Source organism: Vannielia litorea, from assembly GCF_900142295.1.
Taxonomy (GTDB): Bacteria; Pseudomonadota; Alphaproteobacteria; order Rhodobacterales; family Rhodobacteraceae; genus Vannielia; species Vannielia litorea.
Genome location: NZ_FSRL01000001.1, coordinates 3,142,558 through 3,160,896, shown reverse-complemented (window position 1 = coordinate 3,160,896; position 18,339 = coordinate 3,142,558). Strand labels below are relative to the sequence as shown.

The following is an 18,339-nucleotide window of genomic DNA, read 5'->3' as shown; positions in this document are numbered from 1 at the left end:
ATACAAAGATACTCACGAGTCGCGGATAGCATTCCGCTCCTCACCCCGCCCGATGCGTGCCCGCTAAGCCGTCGCGGCGCCATCCCACGGGCAGGCGCGCGACCGGCTTGCGGGGGTGCGGGGGGCGTTTGGTGTGTCGGGACAAGTCCGACCTACTGGCCCGGTGTGATCGCGGTTTGGCGGGACAAGTCCCGGCCTATCGCCCCGGGATTTCCCCCCGCTTCTCACCCGCCCCTTCCCAGCCATCAATCGCCGCAATCGCCTCTTCCGCCGAGTCCACGAACTTGAACAGGTCGATGTCCTCGGGGCTGATGGTGCCGGCCTCCTTCAGGGCCTCCCAGTTGATGATCGTCTCCCAGAAGCTCTTTCCGAACAGCAGGAAGGGCACCTTCTGCATCCGGCCGGTCTGGATCAGGGTCAGGCTCTCGAAGAGCTCGTCGAGCGTGCCGAAGCCGCCGGGGAACACCGCAATCGCCCGGGCGCGCATCAGGAAGTGCATCTTGCGGATGGCGAAGTAGTGGAAGTTGAAGCAGAGGTCGGGGGTGACGTATTCGTTGGGCGCCTGCTCGTGGGGCAGCACGATGTTGAGGCCGATGGAGTGGCCGCCGGCATCGGCCGCGCCGCGGTTGCCGGCCTCCATCACGCCGGGGCCGCCGCCGGTAACGATGACATCTTCGGTGCCGCCCGAGGCGAGGGAGCGCTCGGTCATCAGCCGGGCAAAGCTGCGGGCCTCGTCGTAGAAGGCCGAGAGCTCGGCCAGCGTTTGCGTGCGGGCGGTGTCCTTCTTTGCCGGTTCGGGAATGCGGGCGCCGCCGAAGAGCACCACGGTGGAGCGGATGCCGTGCTCCTCCATCAGCAGTTCGGGCTTGAGCAGCTCCAGTTGCAGGCGCACGGGGCGCAGCTCGTCGCGGCACAGGAAGTCTTCGTCGGCGAAGGCCAGCGTGTAGGCCGGGGCGCGAGTCTGGGGCGTGTCGGGCACCTCGTGGGCGGTGCGCTTGTCTTCTCCGGCGTCGCGAAAGCGGCTGGCGTCGTTCATTGGTCGTCCTTCCCGTATGCATCGGGGCGACGGTATCGCGGGCAGGGCAGAGAGGAAAGGCGGGCGCGTGACGGGTTGCGCCCGTGCGGCGGGGCGTTATGACGGGGCGGTCAGTTCTCGGAGGATGCTACCCATGTCGAACGCCCAGCTTGAAGCCGCCATCGAAGCCGCCTGGGAGGCGCGCGACACGATCACCCCCGCCACCACCGGCGAGACCCGCGAGGCGATCGAGGACACGCTGAACGCGCTCGACTCGGGGAGCCTTAGGGTGGCCGAGAAACAGGCGGACGGCGCCTGGAAGGTGAACCAGTGGGCCAAGAAGGCGGTGCTGCTCGGCTTCCGCATCAAGGACATGGAAGAGCAGTCGGGCGGGCCGCAGGGCTCGGGCTGGTGGGACAAGGTCGACAGCAAGTTCAAGGGCTGGGGGAAAGACCAGTGGAAGGCCGCGGGTTTCCGCGCGGTGCCCAACGCGGTGGTGCGCAAGAGCGCCTATATCGCGCCGGGCGTGGTGCTGATGCCCTCCTTCGTGAACCTCGGCGCCTATGTCGACGAGGGCACCATGGTTGATACCTGGGCCACGGTGGGCTCCTGCGCCCAGATCGGCAAGGGCGTGCACCTCAGCGGCGGCGTGGGGATCGGCGGCGTGCTGGAGCCGATGCAGGCCGGCCCGACGATCATCGAGGACAACTGCTTCATCGGCGCGCGCTCCGAGGTGGTCGAGGGCTGCATCGTCCGCGAGGGCTCGGTGCTGGGGATGGGCGTGTATATCGGCCAGAGCACCAAGATCGTCGACCGGGAGACCGGCGAGGTGATGTATGGCGAGGTGCCGCCCTACTCCGTGGTGGTCTCGGGGTCGATGCCCAGCAAGAACGGGATCAACCTCTACTGCGCCGTCATCGTGAAGCGGGTGGACGAGAAGACCCGTTCGAAGACCGGCATCAACGAGCTGCTGCGGGATTGATCGGGCGGCGGCGTGGGTGGCCGCGCCACCCTCTCCCCGGTCTGATTGGGCCTTCGGACTGACCGCAGTGCCGTTGCCCGAAGGCGGAGGGCCGATGAGCGGCCCCCCGCGAAAGCGTCAGTGAAACCTCAGAGCGAGGCGTCGAGGGCGGCCACGATGGCGTCGCCCATCTCGGCGGTGCTGACGGGCTGCTTGCCCTCCTCGCCCAGCAGGTCGGCGGTGCGCAGGCCCTGGGCCAGCACCGCGTTCACCGCCTGCTCCAGCCGGTCGGCCTCGGCCCCCTGGTCGAAGGAGTAGCGCAGCGCCATGGCGAAGCTGAGGATGCAGGCGATCGGGTTGGCCTTGCCCTGGCCCGCGATGTCGGGCGCGGAGCCGTGCACCGGCTCGTAGAGCGCCTTCGGGCGGCCGTTGGCCATCGGCAGGCCGAGGCTCGCGGAGGGCAGCATCCCGAGCGAGCCGGTCAGCATGGCGGCGAGGTCGCTCAGCAGGTCGCCGAAGAGGTTGTCGGTCACGATCACGTCGAACTGCTTGGGCCAGCGGGTGAGCTGCATGGCGCCGGCGTCGGCATACATGTGGCTCAGCTCGACATCCGGGTACTCGGCGTCGTGGATCTCTTGCACCACCTCGCGCCAGAGGATGCCGCTCTCCATCACGTTGGCCTTCTCCATCGAGCAGACCTTGTTGCCGCGCTTGCGGGCCAGCTCGAAGGCCGAGCGGGCGACGCGGGCGATCTCGCTCTCGGTGTAGCGCTGGGTGTTGATGCCCACGCGCTCGTTGCCTTCCTTGATGATCCCGCGCGGCTCGCCGAAGTAGACGCCGGAGGTCAGCTCGCGGATGATCATGATGTCGAGGCCGGCCACCACGTCCTTTTTGAGCGAGGAAAAGTCGGCCAGCGCGTCGAAGCACTGTGCCGGGCGCAGGTTGGAGAACAGGTCCATTTCCTTGCGCAGGCGCAGCAGGCCGCGCTCGGGCTTCACGCTGAAATCGAGGTTGTCGTACTTCGGCCCGCCGACGGCGCCGAGCAGAACCGCGTCCACCTCCTGCGCCTTGGCCATGGTCTCGTCGGTCAGCGGCGTGCCGTGCTTGTCATAGGCGCAACCGCCCACCAGGTCCTCGGACACGTCGAACGTGAGGTCGCGCTTGGCGCCATACCAGTCGATCACCTTGCGGACCTCGGCCATCACCTCGGGGCCGATGCCGTCGCCGGGCAGGATCAGAAGGGAAGGGTTGCTCATCGCGGTCTCCTCGCAGGTCTTTGCAAAACAGGGTCGCGCGAGGGCCTACGCCCTTGGTGCAGCAGGGTCAAGCAGCGGTGGCAGCGCCTCGGTCAGCGCGTCCCAGACGCGGGCCACGCGGGGCACGCGCCGCACCTCCTCATGGGCGGCCAGCCACATCGGCAGCGAGGGGACCGGCGGGCCGCGCAGCACCGCCACGACGCCTGGCTCCACGTCGCCCACGATGCAGGGGCCAAAGCCCAGGCCGCAGCCCGCGCAGACCAGCGCCCAGTAGACCGACTGGTCATCGACCCGCGTGCCGAAGCTGTGCCGGTCGGAGGCGATGCCGAAGTCGCGCAGGCCGCGGATGATGCGCTCCTCGCGGTCGTTGCCGACCAGGTCCATCTGCATAAGCTCCGCGAGATCCGAGGGCAGCTCGCGCCCTGCGAGGTAGCTCTCGGCGGCGTAGAGCCCCATCCGCAGGTCGCCCAGCCGCCGCGCCACGAGGTCGAGCTGGGTGGGTTGATACATGCGCACCGCGATGTCGGCCTCGCGGAACAGCAGATTGTCGCTGGCGTCGTTGGGCACCAGCTCCAGCTGGATCTCGGGGGCCGCGCGGCGCAGGCGGGCCACGACGGGGGGCAGCAGCCAGCGGCTGACCGCCACGGGCGCGGTGATGCGCACGGTGCCCGCCAGTTCCTCCTCGCGGCCTGCGGCGGTGAGCTGCATCCGCATCGCCGCCTCCTGCATGGCGCGGGCGGGCTCCACCAGCGCGGCGCCCGCCTCGGTCAGCTCCAGCCCCTTGGCCGCCCGTTTGAAGAGCCGGGTGGAGAGCGCCTCTTCCAGCGCCTTCACCTGCCGTCCGAGCGTGGGCTGGCTGGTGCCGAGCTGCCGCGCCGCGCCCGAGAGCGAGCCGGTGTCGACAACCGCAAGAAAGGCCTGAACGCGCGACCAGTCGAGGGCGGAGAGGGGGTTTGCCATTCAGAAATGAATACATGACCTTCATGTTTAGGCAATTCACATTTGCAGGTGAATAGATACCTTCCCGCCATCGACCTCGGACCGGAGACAGACCAATGCCCGGAACTGCCCTTATCCTCGGACCCTCCGGCCGCTTCGGCCGCAATGCCCACATGGCCTTCTGCGCCGCGGGGTGGCGGGTTCGCCTTTTCGACCGCACGCGAGACGACCTCTGGGATGCCGCATGGGGCGCGGATGTGATCGTCAATGGCTGGAACCCGGCCTACCCCGACTGGGCCCGCGACCTGCCCGGCCAGACCAAGCAGATCATCGAGGTGGCCGAGGCGACCGGGGCCACCGTGATTGTCCCCGCCAACGTCTATCCCTACGGGGCTGGCGCGCCCGAGTGCCTGACGCCGGCCACGCTCCACGCCGCCACCAATCCGCTGGGCCGGCTCCGGGCCGAGATGGAGGCCGCCTATGCCGCCTCCGAGGCGCGGGTGATCCTGCTGCGGGCGGGCGATTACATCGACACCGAGGCGTCGGGCAACTGGTTCGACAAGGTGATGGTGCCCCGGCTGAAGCGCGCGGTCTTCACTTACCCCGGCCCGGTGGATCGGCCCCATGCCTGGGCCTTCCTGCCTGATGTGGCGCGTGCCGCCGTGGCGCTTGCCGAGCGCCGCGCCGAGCTGCCGCGCTTCTCCGATCTTCCCTTCGCGGGCTACACCCTCACGGGGGGCGAGCTGCACGCCGCGCTGGAGCAGGCCTGGGGCGGGCGGCTGGCTCTGAAGCAGATGTCGTGGTGGCCGCTGCGGATGATGGCCCCGGCCTGGCCGTTGGCGCGGCACCTGGTGGAGATGTCCTATCTCTGGCGGATGCCGCACGGGCTGGATGCCGCGCCGCTCGCCGATCTGCTGCCCGGCTTCAGGCCGACGCGGCTGGTCGAGGCGCTGTCACTCGCCATCCAGCACCAGGTCGACCCAGACAAGCCGGTGACGCGACGCTGCCCGCACCGTCGCAAGGCTCAGCCCGCCTAGCGGCGCGGCCTCCTCGGGCCAGAGCACACCCGAGGCGGCCACCGTCAGCCCGGATTGCGGCAGGATGTAATCCACCCGCAGGTTGCCGGGGCCGTCCCAATCCACCGTGTCCTGCGCGGGCGGGCCCTCGTGGGTGGCATCGGCCTCCGCCGCGCCGCCGGGGCCCTCGGGGGCGGGGTCCTGCAGCGGGCCGCCGGTCAGCGCCGCGAACACCGCGCGCCGCCCCTCGCCGTCCACCGGATCGACGTTGAGCTTGCCGATCACCACGGCTGGCCCCTGCGGCGGGCCACCCAGAGCTCCATCCAGGTAGACCTGCCACAGGCGCAGCTCGTCCTCCGCCCGCCTGCCGTTGCGATCCTCCTCGCCGTCAAACACCGGCGGGCCGGCCGCGAGGGTGAGCAGGTGGAGCGGGCCGGCCGTGGTGAGCACCGGCACGTCCCAATGGGCGACGGAGGAGAGGCGCTGGGCCTCGGCCGCGGCCGCAGAGGCAAACCAGGGGTCCCCGCCCGGCAAGTCGCGCCAGAGGGTGCCGGTCAGCTCCACCACCTCGCCCAGCGGCAGGCGACTGAGCAGCGCCATGCCGCCCTCGCCGGGAAAGCGGCCGAAGCCCTGGGCATCTTCCGGCTCGTCGAGCCGCTCGTCGCCATCGAGGTCGAGCCCGCTGCGCAGGCCGGTGTTGCCGGCTGCGGTGAAGAGGTGAGGGTAGGGCGCGCCCGCCGCCTCCAGCCGGTTGGCCAGCTCGGCCAGTGTTGCGCCGCGGAGATCCATGTCGATGCCCGTGAGCAGCAGCACGTCGGCCTCGGCGGCGCGGATCACCGCCACCACGGCCTCCACCTGCGCCTCGCCTTCGACGATGTCGCGCAGCAGCAGCCCCGGCCCCTTGCGGGTCAGCTCGGGCGACCAGGTTGCAACGCGGATCGTTTCGGCGTGAAGCGGGGCGGTCAGCAGCGCGGCAAGCGCGGCAAGGGTCAGGCGGCGGCCAGCGTGTCCACCACGTCGTCCTGCTTGGCCTCGCTGGTGCGGCGGCGTTTCTGCTCGATCATCGAGGCGATCCGCCCCATGGCGATGCCGCGCATGAAGAGCGAGGAAGGAAGGAAGGCCCATGCTGCCATCGTCCAGATCAGGGTTTGCGGGGCTTCCATGGCCAGCGGGGTAAAGACCACCGCGGCCATCTTGGCCATCGCCGGTGCCACGAAGGGTAGCAGAAAACCGAGGGTGATGTTGAGCCGTGCGTCGCGGTTGAGCCGGTCCACCACGTCGCCGCCGGTCGTGGGGTCGAAGGTGGGCAGGTTGACCCAGACGTTGAAGGCGCCCGAGCGGGTCGGCCAGCCGCCCGCGCGGATGTAGATGACAAAGACCGCCAGCGAGATCAGCGAGGTGAGATAGGCAATGCCCGCCGCCGAGCGGACGAGGTCCACGTGCTCGGGGCTCACCGAGCTGGGCAGGCTCAGCAGAACCAGTTGCACCGGGCTGTAGGGAAAGTCGATCGCATCGCCGATGACCCGCCCGACCGCCTCGGTAAAGATGGTCAGGCCGCTCTCTTCCACCTGGCCACGGCATAGCATGGTCAGCAGGAAGACGGTGACGAAGAGGGTGATGAAGCGCAGCCGGTTGAACGGCGGCGCATCGCGGAACTCCACGAGGCTCGGGTAGTTCGACGCATACTCGAAAATCGTGAGGCCGGCGGCAAAGAGCGCCAGCAGGGCGGTGACCTGCGCGGCATCCGGGCCGATGCGGGGCAACAGCATCGAAGGCGTTGCAATGAGCAACGCGACAAGGCCTGCGCGCACGACGGCGCCTGTGATCCGTGTGATCACTGCTCGATCCCTTTCCGACGGCCAGCCCCGGTGCATTGCCGGAGGCCCGTTTCCGCGGTGTTCCGCCGATTGTGACGGTTTGCCTCAAACTTGCCCAATTTTTGCCGTCTTTCATTTGCCGCCACAAGGTTCTGTTAAGGTTAACTAAATCAATCTGGCGGTTTCAGGTGCCAACTGGTGCGGCTTTGCATCAAGTTGGCGGCAGAAAAGTGGCCGTGGGGGTCTGAAACGCAACATATTGTGGCCGTTGATAAATTCACCGCAAGGCGAGTGTTAACGCGGTCGGAGCGGGACACGCATAGGGTGAATCAGGGGGAGAGCCGTCGGCCCCCCAACTGCCTGGTTGATCTGGATCAAATCACATTCACGAATATGAATGTATTGTCGGCAAGACTCATTCAAGGAGACCCGACCATGCAACCCCAATCCCGCACGGGCTACGTGCCGCTCTATTTTCTCTCCGCGCTCGGCGCCGGTGGCCTGATGGTCACCTTCTTCCTCTACCTGATGTTCTGGGTGCCGCACCCCGGCCAGTCCGTGCCGGTGTTCGAAGACATCATGGCCGCCCTTACCGCCGGATCGCCCCTGACCCAGGCGATGATCGTCACGGCCTGGGCCGGCATCGCTGCCTTCGCCTTCCTGATGATCCGCTCGCTGGTCTGGAACCTGCGCACCCTCGCCGCCTTCCGGGCGACCCCGGGCTACGAAAAGCTCATGGGCTCCAACGCCGGCAGCCAGCTCCTCGCGGTGCCGCTGGCCCTGGCCATGGCGGTGAACGGCGGCTTCATCCTCGGCCTCGTCTTCGTGCCGGGGCTGTGGAGCGTGGTCGAATACCTGTTTCCGCTCGCCATCATCGCCTTTGTCGTCATCGGCGGCTACGGCCTCCGGCTCTATGGCCGGTTCCTCGCCGAGCGCATCGGCAAGGCCGGGATCGACTGCGCCGCCAACAACAGCTTCTCCCAGACGCTGCCCGCCTTCGCCTTTGCCATGACCGGCGTCGGCCTCGCCGCCCCCGCCGCCATGAGCGCGGTCAAGGCGACGGTCGCCGTCTCGCTCATGCTGTCGAGCTTCTTCATCCTGCTGGCGCTGGTGATCGCGCTGGTGACCATGATCATGGGCCTGCGGGCGATGATGGAGCATGGCGCCAACCCCGAGGCCGCGCCGACCCTGCTCATCGCGATCCCGCTGCTCACCGTCGTTGCCATCGCATGGTTGCGTCAGAGCCACGGGATGCACGTGCATCTCGATGTCCATGGCGGTGCGGCCGCGAGCTTCACCCTGTTGCTCCCGCTCTTCGTGCTGCAACTCGTCACCGCGCTCTTCGGCCTGACGGTGATGAGGGCGCAGGGCTACTTCTCCCGCTACATCACCGGGCCCGAGCGGTCGCCCGCCAGCTATGCGCTGGTCTGCCCCGGCGTGGCGCTCTCGGTGATGCTCCAGTTCTTCGTGAACAAGGGGCTGGTGGGCGCCGGGATCATCGAGAAGTTCTCGGCCGTCTACTGGGCCTCGACCGCGCCCGCCCTGCTGCTGCAGGTCGCCACCATCGCGCTGGTGCTCAAACTCAACGCCAAGCACTTCGGCGGCGAGCGGACCCCGGTGGCGCTGGCCGCCTGACGGGACACCGCCGAAAAAGCAAAGGGGGCCGCGCAGGCCCCCTTTCTCGTCTCTTTCGCGGGGCTCAGACCCAGGGCCGCGCCTGCGCCGCCTTCTGCTCGAAAGCGTCGATGCTGGCGGATTTCTCCATCGTCAGGCCGATGTCATCCAGCCCGTTCAGCAGGCAGTGCTTCTTGAACGCGTCCAGCTCGAAGGTCACCTTGCCGCCATCGGGGCCGGTGATCTCCTGCGCTTCGAGATCCACGGTCACCACCGCGTTGGCGCCGCGCTCGGCATCGTCCATCAGCTTGTCCACATCTTCCTGCGGCAGCACGATCGGCAGGATGCCGTTCTTGAAGCAGTTGTTGTAGAAGATGTCGGCGAAGCTGGTGGAGATCACGCAGCGGATGCCGAAATCGGCCAGCGCCCAGGGCGCATGCTCGCGCGAGGAGCCGCAGCCGAAGTTGTCGCCCGCGACGAGGATCTTGGCGTCCCGGTAGGCCGGCTTGTTCAGCACGAAATCGGGGATCTCGTTGCCCTGCCGGTCATAGCGCATCTCGTCGAAGAGGTTCACGCCGAGGCCGGATCGCTTGATGGTCTTCAGAAACACCTTGGGGATGATCATGTCGGTGTCGATGTTGACCAGCGGCATGGGCGCCGCGATGCCGGTGAGCTTGTCGAACTTTTCCATCACATCATCTCCCGAACGTCGGTCAGCTTGCCGGTGATCGCCGCCGCCGCCGCCATGGCGGGGCTGAGCAGGTGGGTGCGGCCCTTGTAGCCCTGGCGCCCCTCGAAGTTGCGGTTCGAGGTGGAGGCGCAGCGCTCGCCCTCGGCCAGCTGGTCGGGGTTCATCGCCAGGCACATGGAGCAGCCCGCGAGGCGCCACTCGAAGCCGGCATCGCGGAAGATGTCGGCCAGCCCCTCTTCCTCGGCCTGCGCGCGGACGAGGCCGGAGCCCGGCACCACCATGGCGCGCATGCCGTCCTTGATCTTCTTGCCCTTCAGGATGGCCGCCGCGGCGCGAAGGTCTTCGATCCGGCCGTTGGTGCAGGAGCCGATGAACACGGTGTCGATGGCGATATCCGAGAGCTTCTGGCCGGGGGTCAGGCCCATGTACTCGATCGAGCGGCGCGCCGCCTCGACCTTGCCGCCCGAAAAGCTCGCCGGGTCGGGGACCACCTCGGTGATCGGCAGCACGTCCTCGGGGGAGGTGCCCCAGGTCACGACGGGGGCGATATCCTCGCCGCGGATCGTCACTACCTTGTCGAAATGCGCGCCCTCGTCGGTGTAGAGCGTCTTCCACCAGGCCAGCGCGGCCTCCCACTGGGCACCCTTCGGCGCGTGCGGCCGCCCTTTGACATATTCGAAGGTGGTCTCGTCAGGCGCGATCAGGCCGGCGCGGGCGCCGCCCTCGATCGCCATGTTGCACACGGTCATCCGGCCTTCCATCGAGAGCGAGCGGATCGCCTCGCCGCAATACTCGATGACGTGGCCGGTGCCGCCGGCGGTGCCGGTCTTGCCGATGACGGCAAGGGTGATGTCCTTGGCGGTGACGCCCGGCGCGAGCTTGCCGGTGATCTCCACCTTCATGTTCTTGCCCTTGCGCTGGATCAGCGTCTGGGTGGCCAGCACGTGCTCCACCTCGGAGGTGCCGATGCCATGCGCCAGCGCCCCGAAGGCCCCGTGGGTGGCGGTGTGGCTGTCACCGCAGACCACCGTCATGCCGGGCAGGGTCCAGCCCTGCTCGGGGCCGACGATGTGCACGATCCCCTGCCGGATGTCGCTGACCGGGTAGTAGTGGATGCCGAAGTCCTTGGCGTTCTTGTCGAGCGCGTCCACCTGGATGCGGCTGTCCTCGGTCATCTGTGCCGGGTCGTCGCGGCCCTCGGTGGTGGGCACGTTGTGGTCGGGCACGGCGATGGTCTTGTCGGGCGCATGCACCTTGCGGCCGGCCATGCGCAGCCCTTCGAAGGCCTGCGGGCTGGTCACCTCGTGCACCAGGTGCCGGTCGATGTAGAGCAGGCAGGTGCCGTCCTCGGCTTCATGCGCCAGGTGGGCATCCCATATCTTGTCATACAGTGTCTTGGGGGACATGAGTCCTCTCCCTTGATGTGCGTGGGGGTTCGATTGCGGAGGGCGCGCGTCGGCGCCGCGCCTCATAGCGAGGCGAGGATCGTCAGGCTTGCACCAAAGAACCGCCACGGCAGGCGGGCCCGGTCGTCCATATCGAAAACCACTCTCATGACCGGGGGAGATACACCTGCGGCCCCCGTGCGGCAAGGGGGCTCACGGGGTCGGGACCGCCTCCAGCAGGTCGCCGGGCTGGCAGTCGAGCACCTCGCAGATGCGGGCCAGTGTTTCGAAGCGGATGCCCTTCACCTTGCCCGACTTCAGCAGGCTGATGTTCTGCTCGGTGATGCCCACCCGCTCGGCCAGCTCGCGGCTGCGCATCTTGCGCAGGGCGAGCATCACGTCGAGCCGCACCACGATCTCCATCAGACGAAGCCCCGGTTCTCTTCGGCCACCAGCGCGGCCTCGCCCATCGCCCAGCCGATCACCACCATCAGCCCGCCCGCAAGCACCTGCCCGAGGTCGGCGGTGCCCAGCGAGAGCGAGAGCACGCGCTCGCCCGGCGGGTTGGCCAGGCTCGCCAGCAAAACCTGGAGCGGACGGGCCACGAGGTCGAGCGCAACCGCCACCAGCAGCCCCGCGCCGATGCGCCGGATATGCCCGGCGCAGTGGTGGCTCAGGGTCTCGCCCCCGGCGTAGCGCCCGAAGAGCCGCGCCATCTGGCTGAGCACGTAGAGCAGGGCGAGCGATGGGATGGCGCCCGAGGCGGCCACGGCAGCGCGGTGCAGCGGCGCAAGCGCCGTGTCGGGCGCCAGAGCGGCGGCGCGGCGCAACTCGTCGGGCAGACCGGCCAGCGCGATGCCGAAGACCAGCGCCGCCACGAGAACGACCATGGCGAGAATCGTGAGGATGCGGAGCGCAGCCGCCCAGCGGCGGACAGAGGGGGTGTTGGCCATCGAGAAAACCTCTTTTCACGGCGTTTGTTTATCGTAATACAATAAAAATATCTCGAATCAAGGAGAATCGCCTTGCGCCATCCCATCGCCGCCCTCTGCCTCGCCCTTGCCGCCGCCCTGCCGGGGTGCACCACGCTCGACCCGGTGACCGCCGCGCGCCTCTCCCGGCTCGACCCGCTCACCGCCGACCCTGCCGCCCTCGTGGCACGGCTGCACCTTCCCGAGGGGCTGGCGGTTGCGCCCGGCGGCGCGGTGTTGCGCCTCTCGGCCAGGCGCGAGGATACAGGCGAGGCGCTGGACGAGGCCTATGTGCTGGAGCGGCGCGGGGCGGCCTGGAGGCTCTCCGCCGTCGATGCAGCCGCGCTCCGCTCGGTCCAGCACAGGATCGCCGGCTGGAAGGCCGAGGCCCCGGAGGCGAGCGGCGGCGCGCTCTCCCTCAGCCTCACCGGCTGCGCCACCGGCGCGGGGCCGAACCCCAAGGGCGAGGTGGCGGCCGACCTCAGCCTCGACGGCGGCACCCGCTTCATGCCGCTGCTGCGCGGCCTGACGGTGGCCGAGATCACCCGTGCGGCTGGCCCCGGCGCCACCCTCGGCCCCTGCCGCTGACACGCGCCTTCAAGCTCGCGTTACAAAAAAGATGCGCTATCGCGGGCACTTGCCGGAGCGGCCAGCCCCATGCAACCATGCAGGGGGAGGCACGCGGCAATGGATCCGGATCAGCAGTCGGGAGAACTCTTCCAGCTACAGACCGAGATCAGCGGTCTGCTCGGCCAGGCCGAGACCTTTCTGGCGTCGATGCTCCAGCCCTGGCGGCTCTACCAGATCGGTATCATCGTGGCGCTGGCGGTGCTGGCCTGGGTGCTCGGGCTCTGGCTGGGCCCCCGCTACAAGGAGCGGATCCGCACCCTGGAGGGCCGCCCCAAGTGGCAGCTCCGCACTCTCCTGATCCTGCTCAACCGGCTCCGGCTCATCCTCTTCGTGCTGATGGCCTGGGGCACGGTCGCGATCATGCGCGAGCTGACATGGCCCTCGCGCAGCTACATCGTCGGGCTGATCGCCACCATCGCCACCGCCTGGCTGCTCATCGGCCTCGTCACGCGCTTCATCCGCAACACCTTTTTGCAAAAGCTGATCCGCTGGAGCGCCTGGATCTGGGTCACGCTCTACTTTCTGGGCATCTGGGGCAGCACCGAGGCCCTGCTCGACAGCGTGGCGCTCGAGGTGGGCGAGTTCCGCCTGTCCATCCTCGGCCTGCTGAAGGCGCTGATCATCACCGGCCTTCTCTTCTTCTTCGCGCGGGTCATCCACAAGGGCGCGCAAGGCAAGATCCGCACCAACAAGGATATCTCGCCCTCCATGCAGGAGCTGATCATCAAGGTCCTGCAGGTGGTGCTCTTCGGCGCGGCCTTCTTCCTCGGGCTCAAGGCCGTGGGCTTCGATCTCACCGGCCTGGCGGTGCTGTCGGGTGCCATCGGTATCGGCCTCGGCTTCGGCCTGCAGAAGGTGGTGTCGAACCTGGTCTCGGGCGTCATCATCCTGCTCGACAAGTCGATCAAGCCCGGCGACGTGATCTCGCTGGGCGATACCTTTGGCTGGATCAACTCGCTGGGCGCCCGCTACGTCTCGGTGGTCACCCGCGACGGCAAGGAATACCTGATCCCGAACGAGGATCTCATCACCGGGCAGGTGGTGAACTGGTCGCACTCCAACGACTACGTCCGGCTCGATATCTTTTTCGGCACCGCCTACCACGACGACCCGCATGTCGTGCGCAAGATCGCCATCGACGCGGCAAAGGGCGTGGATCGGGTGCTGACCTGGCGGCCGCCCGTGTGCCACATCGTCGGCTTCGGCGACAGCTCGGTGGATTACATCCTGCGCTTCTGGATCGAAGACCCGACAGGCGGCCTCACCAACATTCGCGGCAACGTGTTTCTGGCGCTCTGGGATGCGTTCAAGGAGCACAACATCTCCATTCCCTTCCCGCAGCGCGAGGTGCGGATGCTGGCCGACGAAGACCCGTCCCAGCCCTCCGATTCGAAGGCGAAGGCGCCAGGAGCGGCGGGAAAGGCCGACTGACCCCCGAGGTGCGCTACCCCACCCGCTCCGGCGGCCAGGGGCGCGAATCCTCGGCGGCGATCCAGGCCTGCACCCACTCGGGCAGGATCTTGGCAGGCTGGTCGGCCAGGCCGAGCGCCTCCATCACCTCCGTCGGCGGCACAATACCCTTGGGCCCGGTCACGGCGCTGCGGAAGACGGCCTGCCCGCAGCAGGTTTCGCCGCGCCACATGCTCTGCTCGATGTAGACGAAGCGATGATCCCAGCCGATCAGCCGGCTCTGGGTGGAAAACTTCTGAAACGCTGTGATCCGCCGGCGGTAGCGCACCGCCGAGCCCGCGATGGTCAGGCCCCAGCGGTTCTTGCGCAGCACCGGCACCAGCCCGGTGCGGCGGGCCAGCGGGATGCGCCCGAGATCGTAGAGCGTGAGCGTGCGGCCGTTGTTCAGCTCCATCCAGAAATCCAGATCCCACGGCCAGCAGCGGTGGTGGCTGATGTGGGTGCCGTCAAAGGGCAGGGCGGGCTGGCGGCCGGCGAGCCAGAGCTCCTTGGCCATGCGGATGAAGGGATACATGGAGCGCAGGTTGCGCCGCAGCGCGGCATGGTCAAGCGCGACGTCACGGCACGGTTAACCCGGTTGCAACCGGTCCCCGGCATGAATACCTAACCAGCGGACCAGACGGAGACGACCCGCCATGCTGATGCTCTACCAGTTGCTCGACCTCGTGCTTGGCGTGGTGTTCTTCATCATGCTGGTGCACGTCATCATGAGCTGGCTGATCTCCTTCCAGATCCTCAACCTGCGCCAGCCCTTCGTCTACCAGCTGTGGGACGGGCTGAACCGCCTGCTCGAGCCGATCTACCGCCCGATCCGCAGGGTTCTGCCCGATACCGGCGCGCTGGATCTCGCGCCGCTGGTGGCCTTCATCGTGGTCATCGCGCTGCGCAACATCATCCTGCCGGGCGTCTTCCAGCAGCTCGTCTGAGCCTGCCCCTACGTCATTTATTATAGCCGCCCGGGTGCAAATCGGGCGGCCAATCCCCATATTGAACGCATGGGAGCGGAAATTTCGGCCGTTCCTCCGACCAGATATGTTCAATCAATTCATTCATGGGGGATCACTTTCATGTCCAAGAAATCAGAAACCATGGCCAACGACTGGCAGGTGGCCGGCCTGATGCAGGCCGGTGGTGGCGCCGCGGTTGGCGGCGGCGTCTTCGGCTTCATGTTCAAGAGCATGACGGCGCAGTTCTGCGGGGTCTTCACCTTCGCGGGGCTCGGCCTTGCCGTCGGCGGCTCGTCCGGCGGCGCCTCGGCGCCCGACATGATGCGCGGCGGCTTCAACTGGTCGAAGATCAAGGGAGAGCGCTGGTTCTCGGCCGACGATCTCGACGGCAGCGCCGGGCGGCTGAGCTGCATGGGCGCCGCGCTGGGCGCCGGGGTCGGCACCACCGCGATCACGGCCTTCAACTGGGGCGGCTTCCTGTTCAACTCGCAGGACAGCATCGGCATCAGCTTCGGCGGCGGGGCCTCGGCCATGACCACCGTGGGGCGCTGGTCGCTGGTGACGGAAACCATCATGTACAGCTGACGTCGGGGCGGGCGCGCCGGCGCCCGCTGCGGGTTCACTTGGCGCGGGGCCGGGGGTAAGGGTGGCGGCACACCGCAGCCGACCCGAGCCCGATGCCCGACCCGTCCGACCTTCTCCACTCCATCTTCGGCTTTCCCGAGTTCCGCCCGGGGCAGGAGGAGATCGTGGCCTCCGTGCTGGCGGGCACGCCGACGCTGGCGATCATGCCCACCGGCGGCGGCAAGTCGCTCTGCTACCAGCTTCCCGCGCTGTGCCGCGAGGGAGCGACGCTGGTGGTCTCGCCGCTCATCGCGCTGATGCGCGACCAGGTCGCTGCCCTGAAGGGCCTTGGCGTGGAGGCCGGCGCGCTCTGCTCCGCCAACACCGAGGAGGAGACCGACGCGGTGTTTCGCGCGATCGACGCGGGCACGCTGAAAATTCTCTACATGGCCCCCGAACGGCTGCGCTCCTCGGGCACCGAGCGTCTGCTGCGCCGCGCCGGGGTGCAGCTCATCGCGGTGGATGAGGCCCATTGCGTCAGCCAGTGGGGCCATGACTTCCGCCCCGATTACCTCGAGATCGGCCCGCTCTGCGCCCGGATGGGCGTGCCGCTCGCCGCCTTCACCGCCACCGCGGATGCCGAGACCCAGGAGGAGATCGTCACCCGGCTCTTCGGCGGCACCCCGCCCCGCGCCTTCCTGCGCGGCTTCGACCGGCCCAACCTGCGGCTCGCCTTCGAGGCCAAGGACAAGCCCCGCGCCCAGATGCTCGCCTTCGCCGCCGCCCGGCGCGGGCAGGCGGGCATCGTCTATTGCGGCACGCGGGCACGGACCGAGAGCATCGCCGCCGCCCTCAGCGCCGAGGGCCACGCCGCCGTGGCCTATCACGCGGGCATGGAGGCCGAACCGCGCCGCGAGGTCGAACGCCGCTTCCAGGCCGAGGACGGGCTGATCGTCGTGGCCACGGTCGCCTTCGGCATGGGCATCGACAAGCCCGACATCCGCTGGGTGCTCCACGCCGACCTGCCCAAGTCGATCGAGAGCTACTACCAGGAGATCGGCCGCGCCGGGCGCGATGGCCTGCCCGCCGACACGCTCACGCTCTACGGGCCCGACGACATCCGCCTGCGCCGGGCGCAGGTGGACGAGTCGCTCGCCCCGCCCGAGCGCCGCGCCGCCGACCACGGGCGGCTCAACGCGCTGCTGGGGCTGGCCGAGGCGCAGGGTTGCCGCCGCAAGCTGCTGCTGGGCTACTTCGGCGAGCAGAGCGGCGAGTGCGGCAACTGCGACCTCTGCGACAAGCCGCCCGAGCTGTTCGACGGTACCGAGGCGGTGCGCATGGCGCTCTCCGCCGCGCTGCGCACCGGCGAGTGGTTCGGCGCGGGCCACCTGACCGATATCCTGCTCGGCATCGAAACCGAGAAGGTGAAGGCCCGCGGCCACGCCGACCTGCCCACTTTCGGGGTGGGCACAAAGCACAGCCGCAAGGTCTGGCAGGCGGTGTTCCGGCAGATGATGGGGCTCGACCTGATGCGCCCCGACCCCGAGCGCCACGGCGCGCTGCGGATGACAGAGGCCGCCCGGCCGATCCTGCGCGGCGAGGCCCGGATCACCCTGCGGCGCGATTCCATCGACAAGGCCGATACCGCCCGCCGCCCGGCGGTGAAGATGCTGGTCAGCGAGGAGGACGCGCCGCTGCTCTCGGCGCTGAAGGCCAAGCGCCGGGCGCTGGCCGAGGCGCAGCGGGTGCCGGCCTATGTGGTGTTTGCCGACCGCACCCTGATCGAGATGGTCGAGAAACGCCCCGAGACGCTCGACCAGATGGCCCAGGTCAGCGGCGTGGGGGCGAAGAAGCTGGAGCAATACGGCGCGGCCTTCCTGGCCGTGCTCACCGGCGCGACCACGCCCGAGATGCACCCGGCCCGGCGTGCCCTGGCCGCGCGCGGGCAGGGCGAGGCCTTCGACCGGCTGCAGGAGGTGGCCCAGGGGCTCTACCGGGGCGCGGACGGCACGGCCAAGCCGCTCTCCTGCGACACCGCGCTGCTGCGCCGGATCGTGAAGGCCCATCCGGCGAGCCTCGACGCGCTGGGGCGGGTTCAGGGCATGTCCGAGCGGCATGTCGAGCGTTTCGGCGGCGCCTTTCTCCAGGCGCTGGCGCCGGAGTAGCGCGCCTGCCCGCTGCGATGACAGGGCGAAGCGCCGAAGAGCGGCCGGGCCCGCCCCGCCCGCCCTTCGAGGCGTCCTTGCGGGTGTTTCCCTCGCCCGCGACCCCGGCTAAAAGCCCCCCATGCTCATCGTGATCTCCCCCGCCAAGCGGCTCGACTGGCAGCCGCGCGACACCGACCAGACCGCCCCGGCCTTTCCCGAAGATGCCGCAAGGCTGGCCCGCGCCGGTGCCAGGCTCTCGCGCCCCGCGATCCAGAAGCTGATGGATCTTTCGCCCGACCTTGCGAAGCTGACCCAGGACAGGTTCCGCGCCTTTGCGCCCGAGCCCGCGCCCGAGGTCACCCGCCCCGCCGCGCTGGCCTTCGCGGGAGACACCTACATGGGCCTCGAGGCCGCCTCCCTGGATCCCGACGAGCTGGACTGGGCGCAGGATCACCTGCGCATCCTGTCGGGTCTCTACGGGCTGCTGCGCCCGCGCGACGCGATCCAGCCCTACCGGCTCGAGATGGGGTCACGGCTGAAGGTCGGGCGCACGGCCAACCTCTACGGCTACTGGGGCGACAAGCTGGCCGAGCGGTTGGCCGGGGAGGCGCGTGCGCTGGGCACCGAAACGCTGGTGAACTGCGCCAGCCAGGAGTATTTCGGCGCGGTCGCGCCCGGGGCGCTGGACGGGTTGCGCGTGGTCACCCCCCGGTTTCTCGAAGAAAAGCCGGGCGGCGCGAAGCAGGTGAGTTTCTTCGCCAAGCAGGCGCGCGGGGCGATGGCACGGTTCATCATCCAGCGCCGGCTGCAGGATGCCGCGGCGCTTGAGGCCTTCGACACCGGCGGCTACCGCTTCCGCCCCGACCTGTCGGAGCCCGACGCGCCCACCTTCTCACGGCCCGACACCACCGCCTGA

19 protein-coding genes are annotated in these 18,339 nt (G+C 68.7%); 9 read left to right on the top strand and 10 right to left on the bottom strand.

The features are described from left to right. Window positions 1-196: 196 nt before the first annotated feature. Window positions 197-1,036: an LOG family protein gene (locus BUR94_RS15415; protein WP_074257066.1), complete on the bottom strand. Its 840-nt coding sequence runs from the start codon at window positions 1,034-1,036 to the stop codon at window positions 197-199. 133 nt (window positions 1,037-1,169) lie between these two features. Between BUR94_RS15415 and dapD the strand changes: the two genes are divergently transcribed. After that, the gene (gene dapD / locus BUR94_RS15410) at window positions 1,170-1,997 is read left to right on the top strand and encodes a 2,3,4,5-tetrahydropyridine-2,6-dicarboxylate N-succinyltransferase (protein ID WP_074257065.1); all 828 of its coding nucleotides are present in this window, start codon (window positions 1,170-1,172) and stop codon (window positions 1,995-1,997) included. Between the two features lie 128 nt (window positions 1,998-2,125). Here the strand turns inward: dapD and leuB are convergent, their stop codons facing one another. Next, complete coding sequence (gene leuB, locus BUR94_RS15405; RefSeq protein ID WP_074257064.1) at window positions 2,126-3,232, bottom strand: 3-isopropylmalate dehydrogenase; 1,107 nt, start codon at window positions 3,230-3,232, stop codon at window positions 2,126-2,128. 45 nt (window positions 3,233-3,277) lie between these two features. Then, window positions 3,278-4,192: a LysR family transcriptional regulator gene (locus tag BUR94_RS15400; RefSeq protein ID WP_074257063.1), complete on the bottom strand. Its 915-nt coding sequence runs from the start codon at window positions 4,190-4,192 to the stop codon at window positions 3,278-3,280. A 95-nt stretch (window positions 4,193-4,287) separates the two neighbouring features. Between BUR94_RS15400 and BUR94_RS15395 the strand changes: the two genes are divergently transcribed. Continuing rightward, on the top strand, window positions 4,288-5,208 hold the full coding sequence (locus tag BUR94_RS15395) for a Rossmann-fold NAD(P)-binding domain-containing protein (RefSeq protein ID WP_074257062.1): 921 nt from the start codon (window positions 4,288-4,290) through the stop codon (window positions 5,206-5,208). Here the strand turns inward: BUR94_RS15395 and BUR94_RS15390 are convergent. Further along, complete coding sequence (locus BUR94_RS15390) at window positions 5,125-6,072, bottom strand: endonuclease/exonuclease/phosphatase family protein (RefSeq protein ID WP_342745215.1); 948 nt, start codon at window positions 6,070-6,072, stop codon at window positions 5,125-5,127. The genes BUR94_RS15395 and BUR94_RS15390 overlap by 84 nt on opposite strands. A 104-nt stretch (window positions 6,073-6,176) precedes the next feature. Beyond that, a complete protein-coding gene (locus BUR94_RS20960) occupies window positions 6,177-6,956 on the bottom strand; it encodes a hypothetical protein (protein ID WP_342745209.1) in 780 nt (259 codons plus the stop codon). A gap of 483 nt (window positions 6,957-7,439) precedes the next feature. On the opposite strand from BUR94_RS20960, the gene BUR94_RS15380 reads away from it, so the two are divergent. Continuing rightward, window positions 7,440-8,639, top strand: coding sequence for a TsoY family (seleno)protein (locus BUR94_RS15380; RefSeq protein ID WP_074257060.1), 1,200 nt, complete (start codon window positions 7,440-7,442; stop codon window positions 8,637-8,639). 64 nt (window positions 8,640-8,703) lie between these two features. Here BUR94_RS15380 and leuD read toward each other — a convergent pair whose 3' ends face one another. The 4 genes from leuD to BUR94_RS15360 form a co-directional block, all read right to left on the bottom strand. Beyond that, entirely contained in the window at window positions 8,704-9,309 is a 606-nt protein-coding gene (gene leuD / locus BUR94_RS15375; protein WP_074257059.1) for a 3-isopropylmalate dehydratase small subunit, read from the bottom strand. Then, window positions 9,309-10,715 carry a 3-isopropylmalate dehydratase large subunit gene (leuC, locus tag BUR94_RS15370; protein ID WP_074257058.1) on the bottom strand — a complete coding sequence of 469 codons (1,407 nt, stop codon included), beginning with the start codon at window positions 10,713-10,715 and terminating at the stop codon, window positions 9,309-9,311. The genes leuD and leuC overlap by 1 nt, the downstream gene beginning before the upstream one ends. A gap of 192 nt (window positions 10,716-10,907) precedes the next feature. Further along, the gene (locus tag BUR94_RS15365) at window positions 10,908-11,117 is read right to left on the bottom strand and encodes a helix-turn-helix domain-containing protein (RefSeq protein ID WP_074257057.1); all 210 of its coding nucleotides are present in this window, start codon (window positions 11,115-11,117) and stop codon (window positions 10,908-10,910) included. Continuing rightward, window positions 11,117-11,647, bottom strand: coding sequence for a DUF2975 domain-containing protein (locus BUR94_RS15360; protein ID WP_074257056.1), 531 nt, complete (start codon window positions 11,645-11,647; stop codon window positions 11,117-11,119). Before BUR94_RS15360 ends, BUR94_RS15365 begins: the two co-directional genes overlap by 1 nt. 72 nt (window positions 11,648-11,719) lie before the next feature. Here BUR94_RS15360 and BUR94_RS15355 point away from each other — a divergent pair, with 72 nt between their 5' ends. After that, window positions 11,720-12,253, top strand: coding sequence for a hypothetical protein (locus tag BUR94_RS15355; protein ID WP_074257055.1), 534 nt, complete (start codon window positions 11,720-11,722; stop codon window positions 12,251-12,253). Between the two features lie 99 nt (window positions 12,254-12,352). After that, the gene (locus BUR94_RS15350; RefSeq protein ID WP_074257054.1) at window positions 12,353-13,726 is read left to right on the top strand and encodes a mechanosensitive ion channel family protein; all 1,374 of its coding nucleotides are present in this window, start codon (window positions 12,353-12,355) and stop codon (window positions 13,724-13,726) included. 13 nt (window positions 13,727-13,739) lie between these two features. Here BUR94_RS15350 and BUR94_RS15345 read toward each other — a convergent pair whose 3' ends face one another. After that, complete coding sequence (locus BUR94_RS15345) at window positions 13,740-14,279, bottom strand: acyl-CoA thioesterase (protein WP_074257053.1); 540 nt, start codon at window positions 14,277-14,279, stop codon at window positions 13,740-13,742. Between the two features lie 121 nt (window positions 14,280-14,400). Between BUR94_RS15345 and BUR94_RS15340 the strand changes: the two genes are divergently transcribed. The 4 genes from BUR94_RS15340 to yaaA all read left to right on the top strand — a co-directional run bounded on the left by BUR94_RS15340 (window position 14,401) and on the right by yaaA (window position 18,339). Further along, complete coding sequence (locus tag BUR94_RS15340) at window positions 14,401-14,691, top strand: YggT family protein (protein ID WP_074257052.1); 291 nt, start codon at window positions 14,401-14,403, stop codon at window positions 14,689-14,691. A 141-nt stretch (window positions 14,692-14,832) separates the two neighbouring features. Beyond that, window positions 14,833-15,297 carry a hypothetical protein gene (locus tag BUR94_RS15335; RefSeq protein ID WP_074257051.1) on the top strand — a complete coding sequence of 155 codons (465 nt, stop codon included), beginning with the start codon at window positions 14,833-14,835 and terminating at the stop codon, window positions 15,295-15,297. Between the two features lie 92 nt (window positions 15,298-15,389). Next, a complete protein-coding gene (gene recQ / locus BUR94_RS15330; protein ID WP_074257050.1) occupies window positions 15,390-17,441 on the top strand; it encodes a DNA helicase RecQ in 2,052 nt (683 codons plus the stop codon). Between the two features lie 121 nt (window positions 17,442-17,562). Then, window positions 17,563-18,339 (top strand): peroxide stress protein YaaA, encoded by a 777-nt coding sequence (yaaA, locus tag BUR94_RS15325; RefSeq protein WP_074257049.1) that lies wholly within the window; start codon window positions 17,563-17,565, stop codon window positions 18,337-18,339.

What these genes read in the sequence shown, in the direction of transcription:
- BUR94_RS15360 (WP_074257056.1), bottom strand. Translation starts at nt 11,647, where the DNA reads ATGGCCAACACCCCCTCTGTCCGCCGCTGGGCGGCTGCGCTCCGCATC.
- BUR94_RS15380 (WP_074257060.1), top strand. Translation starts at nt 7,440, where the DNA reads ATGCAACCCCAATCCCGCACGGGCTACGTGCCGCTCTATTTTCTCTCC.
- leuC (WP_074257058.1), bottom strand. Translation starts at nt 10,715, where the DNA reads ATGTCCCCCAAGACACTGTATGACAAGATATGGGATGCCCACCTGGCG.
- leuB (WP_074257064.1), bottom strand. Translation starts at nt 3,232, where the DNA reads ATGAGCAACCCTTCCCTTCTGATCCTGCCCGGCGACGGCATCGGCCCC.
- BUR94_RS15415 (WP_074257066.1), bottom strand. Translation starts at nt 1,036, where the DNA reads ATGAACGACGCCAGCCGCTTTCGCGACGCCGGAGAAGACAAGCGCACC.
- BUR94_RS15400 (WP_074257063.1), bottom strand. Translation starts at nt 4,192, where the DNA reads ATGGCAAACCCCCTCTCCGCCCTCGACTGGTCGCGCGTTCAGGCCTTT.
- BUR94_RS20960 (WP_342745209.1), bottom strand. Translation starts at nt 6,956, where the DNA reads ATGCTGTTGCCCCGCATCGGCCCGGATGCCGCGCAGGTCACCGCCCTG.
- dapD (WP_074257065.1), top strand. Translation starts at nt 1,170, where the DNA reads ATGTCGAACGCCCAGCTTGAAGCCGCCATCGAAGCCGCCTGGGAGGCG.
- BUR94_RS15365 (WP_074257057.1), bottom strand. Translation starts at nt 11,117, where the DNA reads ATGGAGATCGTGGTGCGGCTCGACGTGATGCTCGCCCTGCGCAAGATG.
- BUR94_RS15345 (WP_074257053.1), bottom strand. Translation starts at nt 14,279, where the DNA reads ATGTATCCCTTCATCCGCATGGCCAAGGAGCTCTGGCTCGCCGGCCGC.
- BUR94_RS15340 (WP_074257052.1), top strand. Translation starts at nt 14,401, where the DNA reads ATGCTGATGCTCTACCAGTTGCTCGACCTCGTGCTTGGCGTGGTGTTC.
- yaaA (WP_074257049.1), top strand. Translation starts at nt 17,563, where the DNA reads ATGCTCATCGTGATCTCCCCCGCCAAGCGGCTCGACTGGCAGCCGCGC.
- recQ (WP_074257050.1), top strand. Translation starts at nt 15,390, where the DNA reads ATGCCCGACCCGTCCGACCTTCTCCACTCCATCTTCGGCTTTCCCGAG.
- BUR94_RS15395 (WP_074257062.1), top strand. Translation starts at nt 4,288, where the DNA reads ATGCCCGGAACTGCCCTTATCCTCGGACCCTCCGGCCGCTTCGGCCGC.
- leuD (WP_074257059.1), bottom strand. Translation starts at nt 9,309, where the DNA reads ATGGAAAAGTTCGACAAGCTCACCGGCATCGCGGCGCCCATGCCGCTG.
- BUR94_RS15335 (WP_074257051.1), top strand. Translation starts at nt 14,833, where the DNA reads ATGTCCAAGAAATCAGAAACCATGGCCAACGACTGGCAGGTGGCCGGC.
- BUR94_RS15350 (WP_074257054.1), top strand. Translation starts at nt 12,353, where the DNA reads ATGGATCCGGATCAGCAGTCGGGAGAACTCTTCCAGCTACAGACCGAG.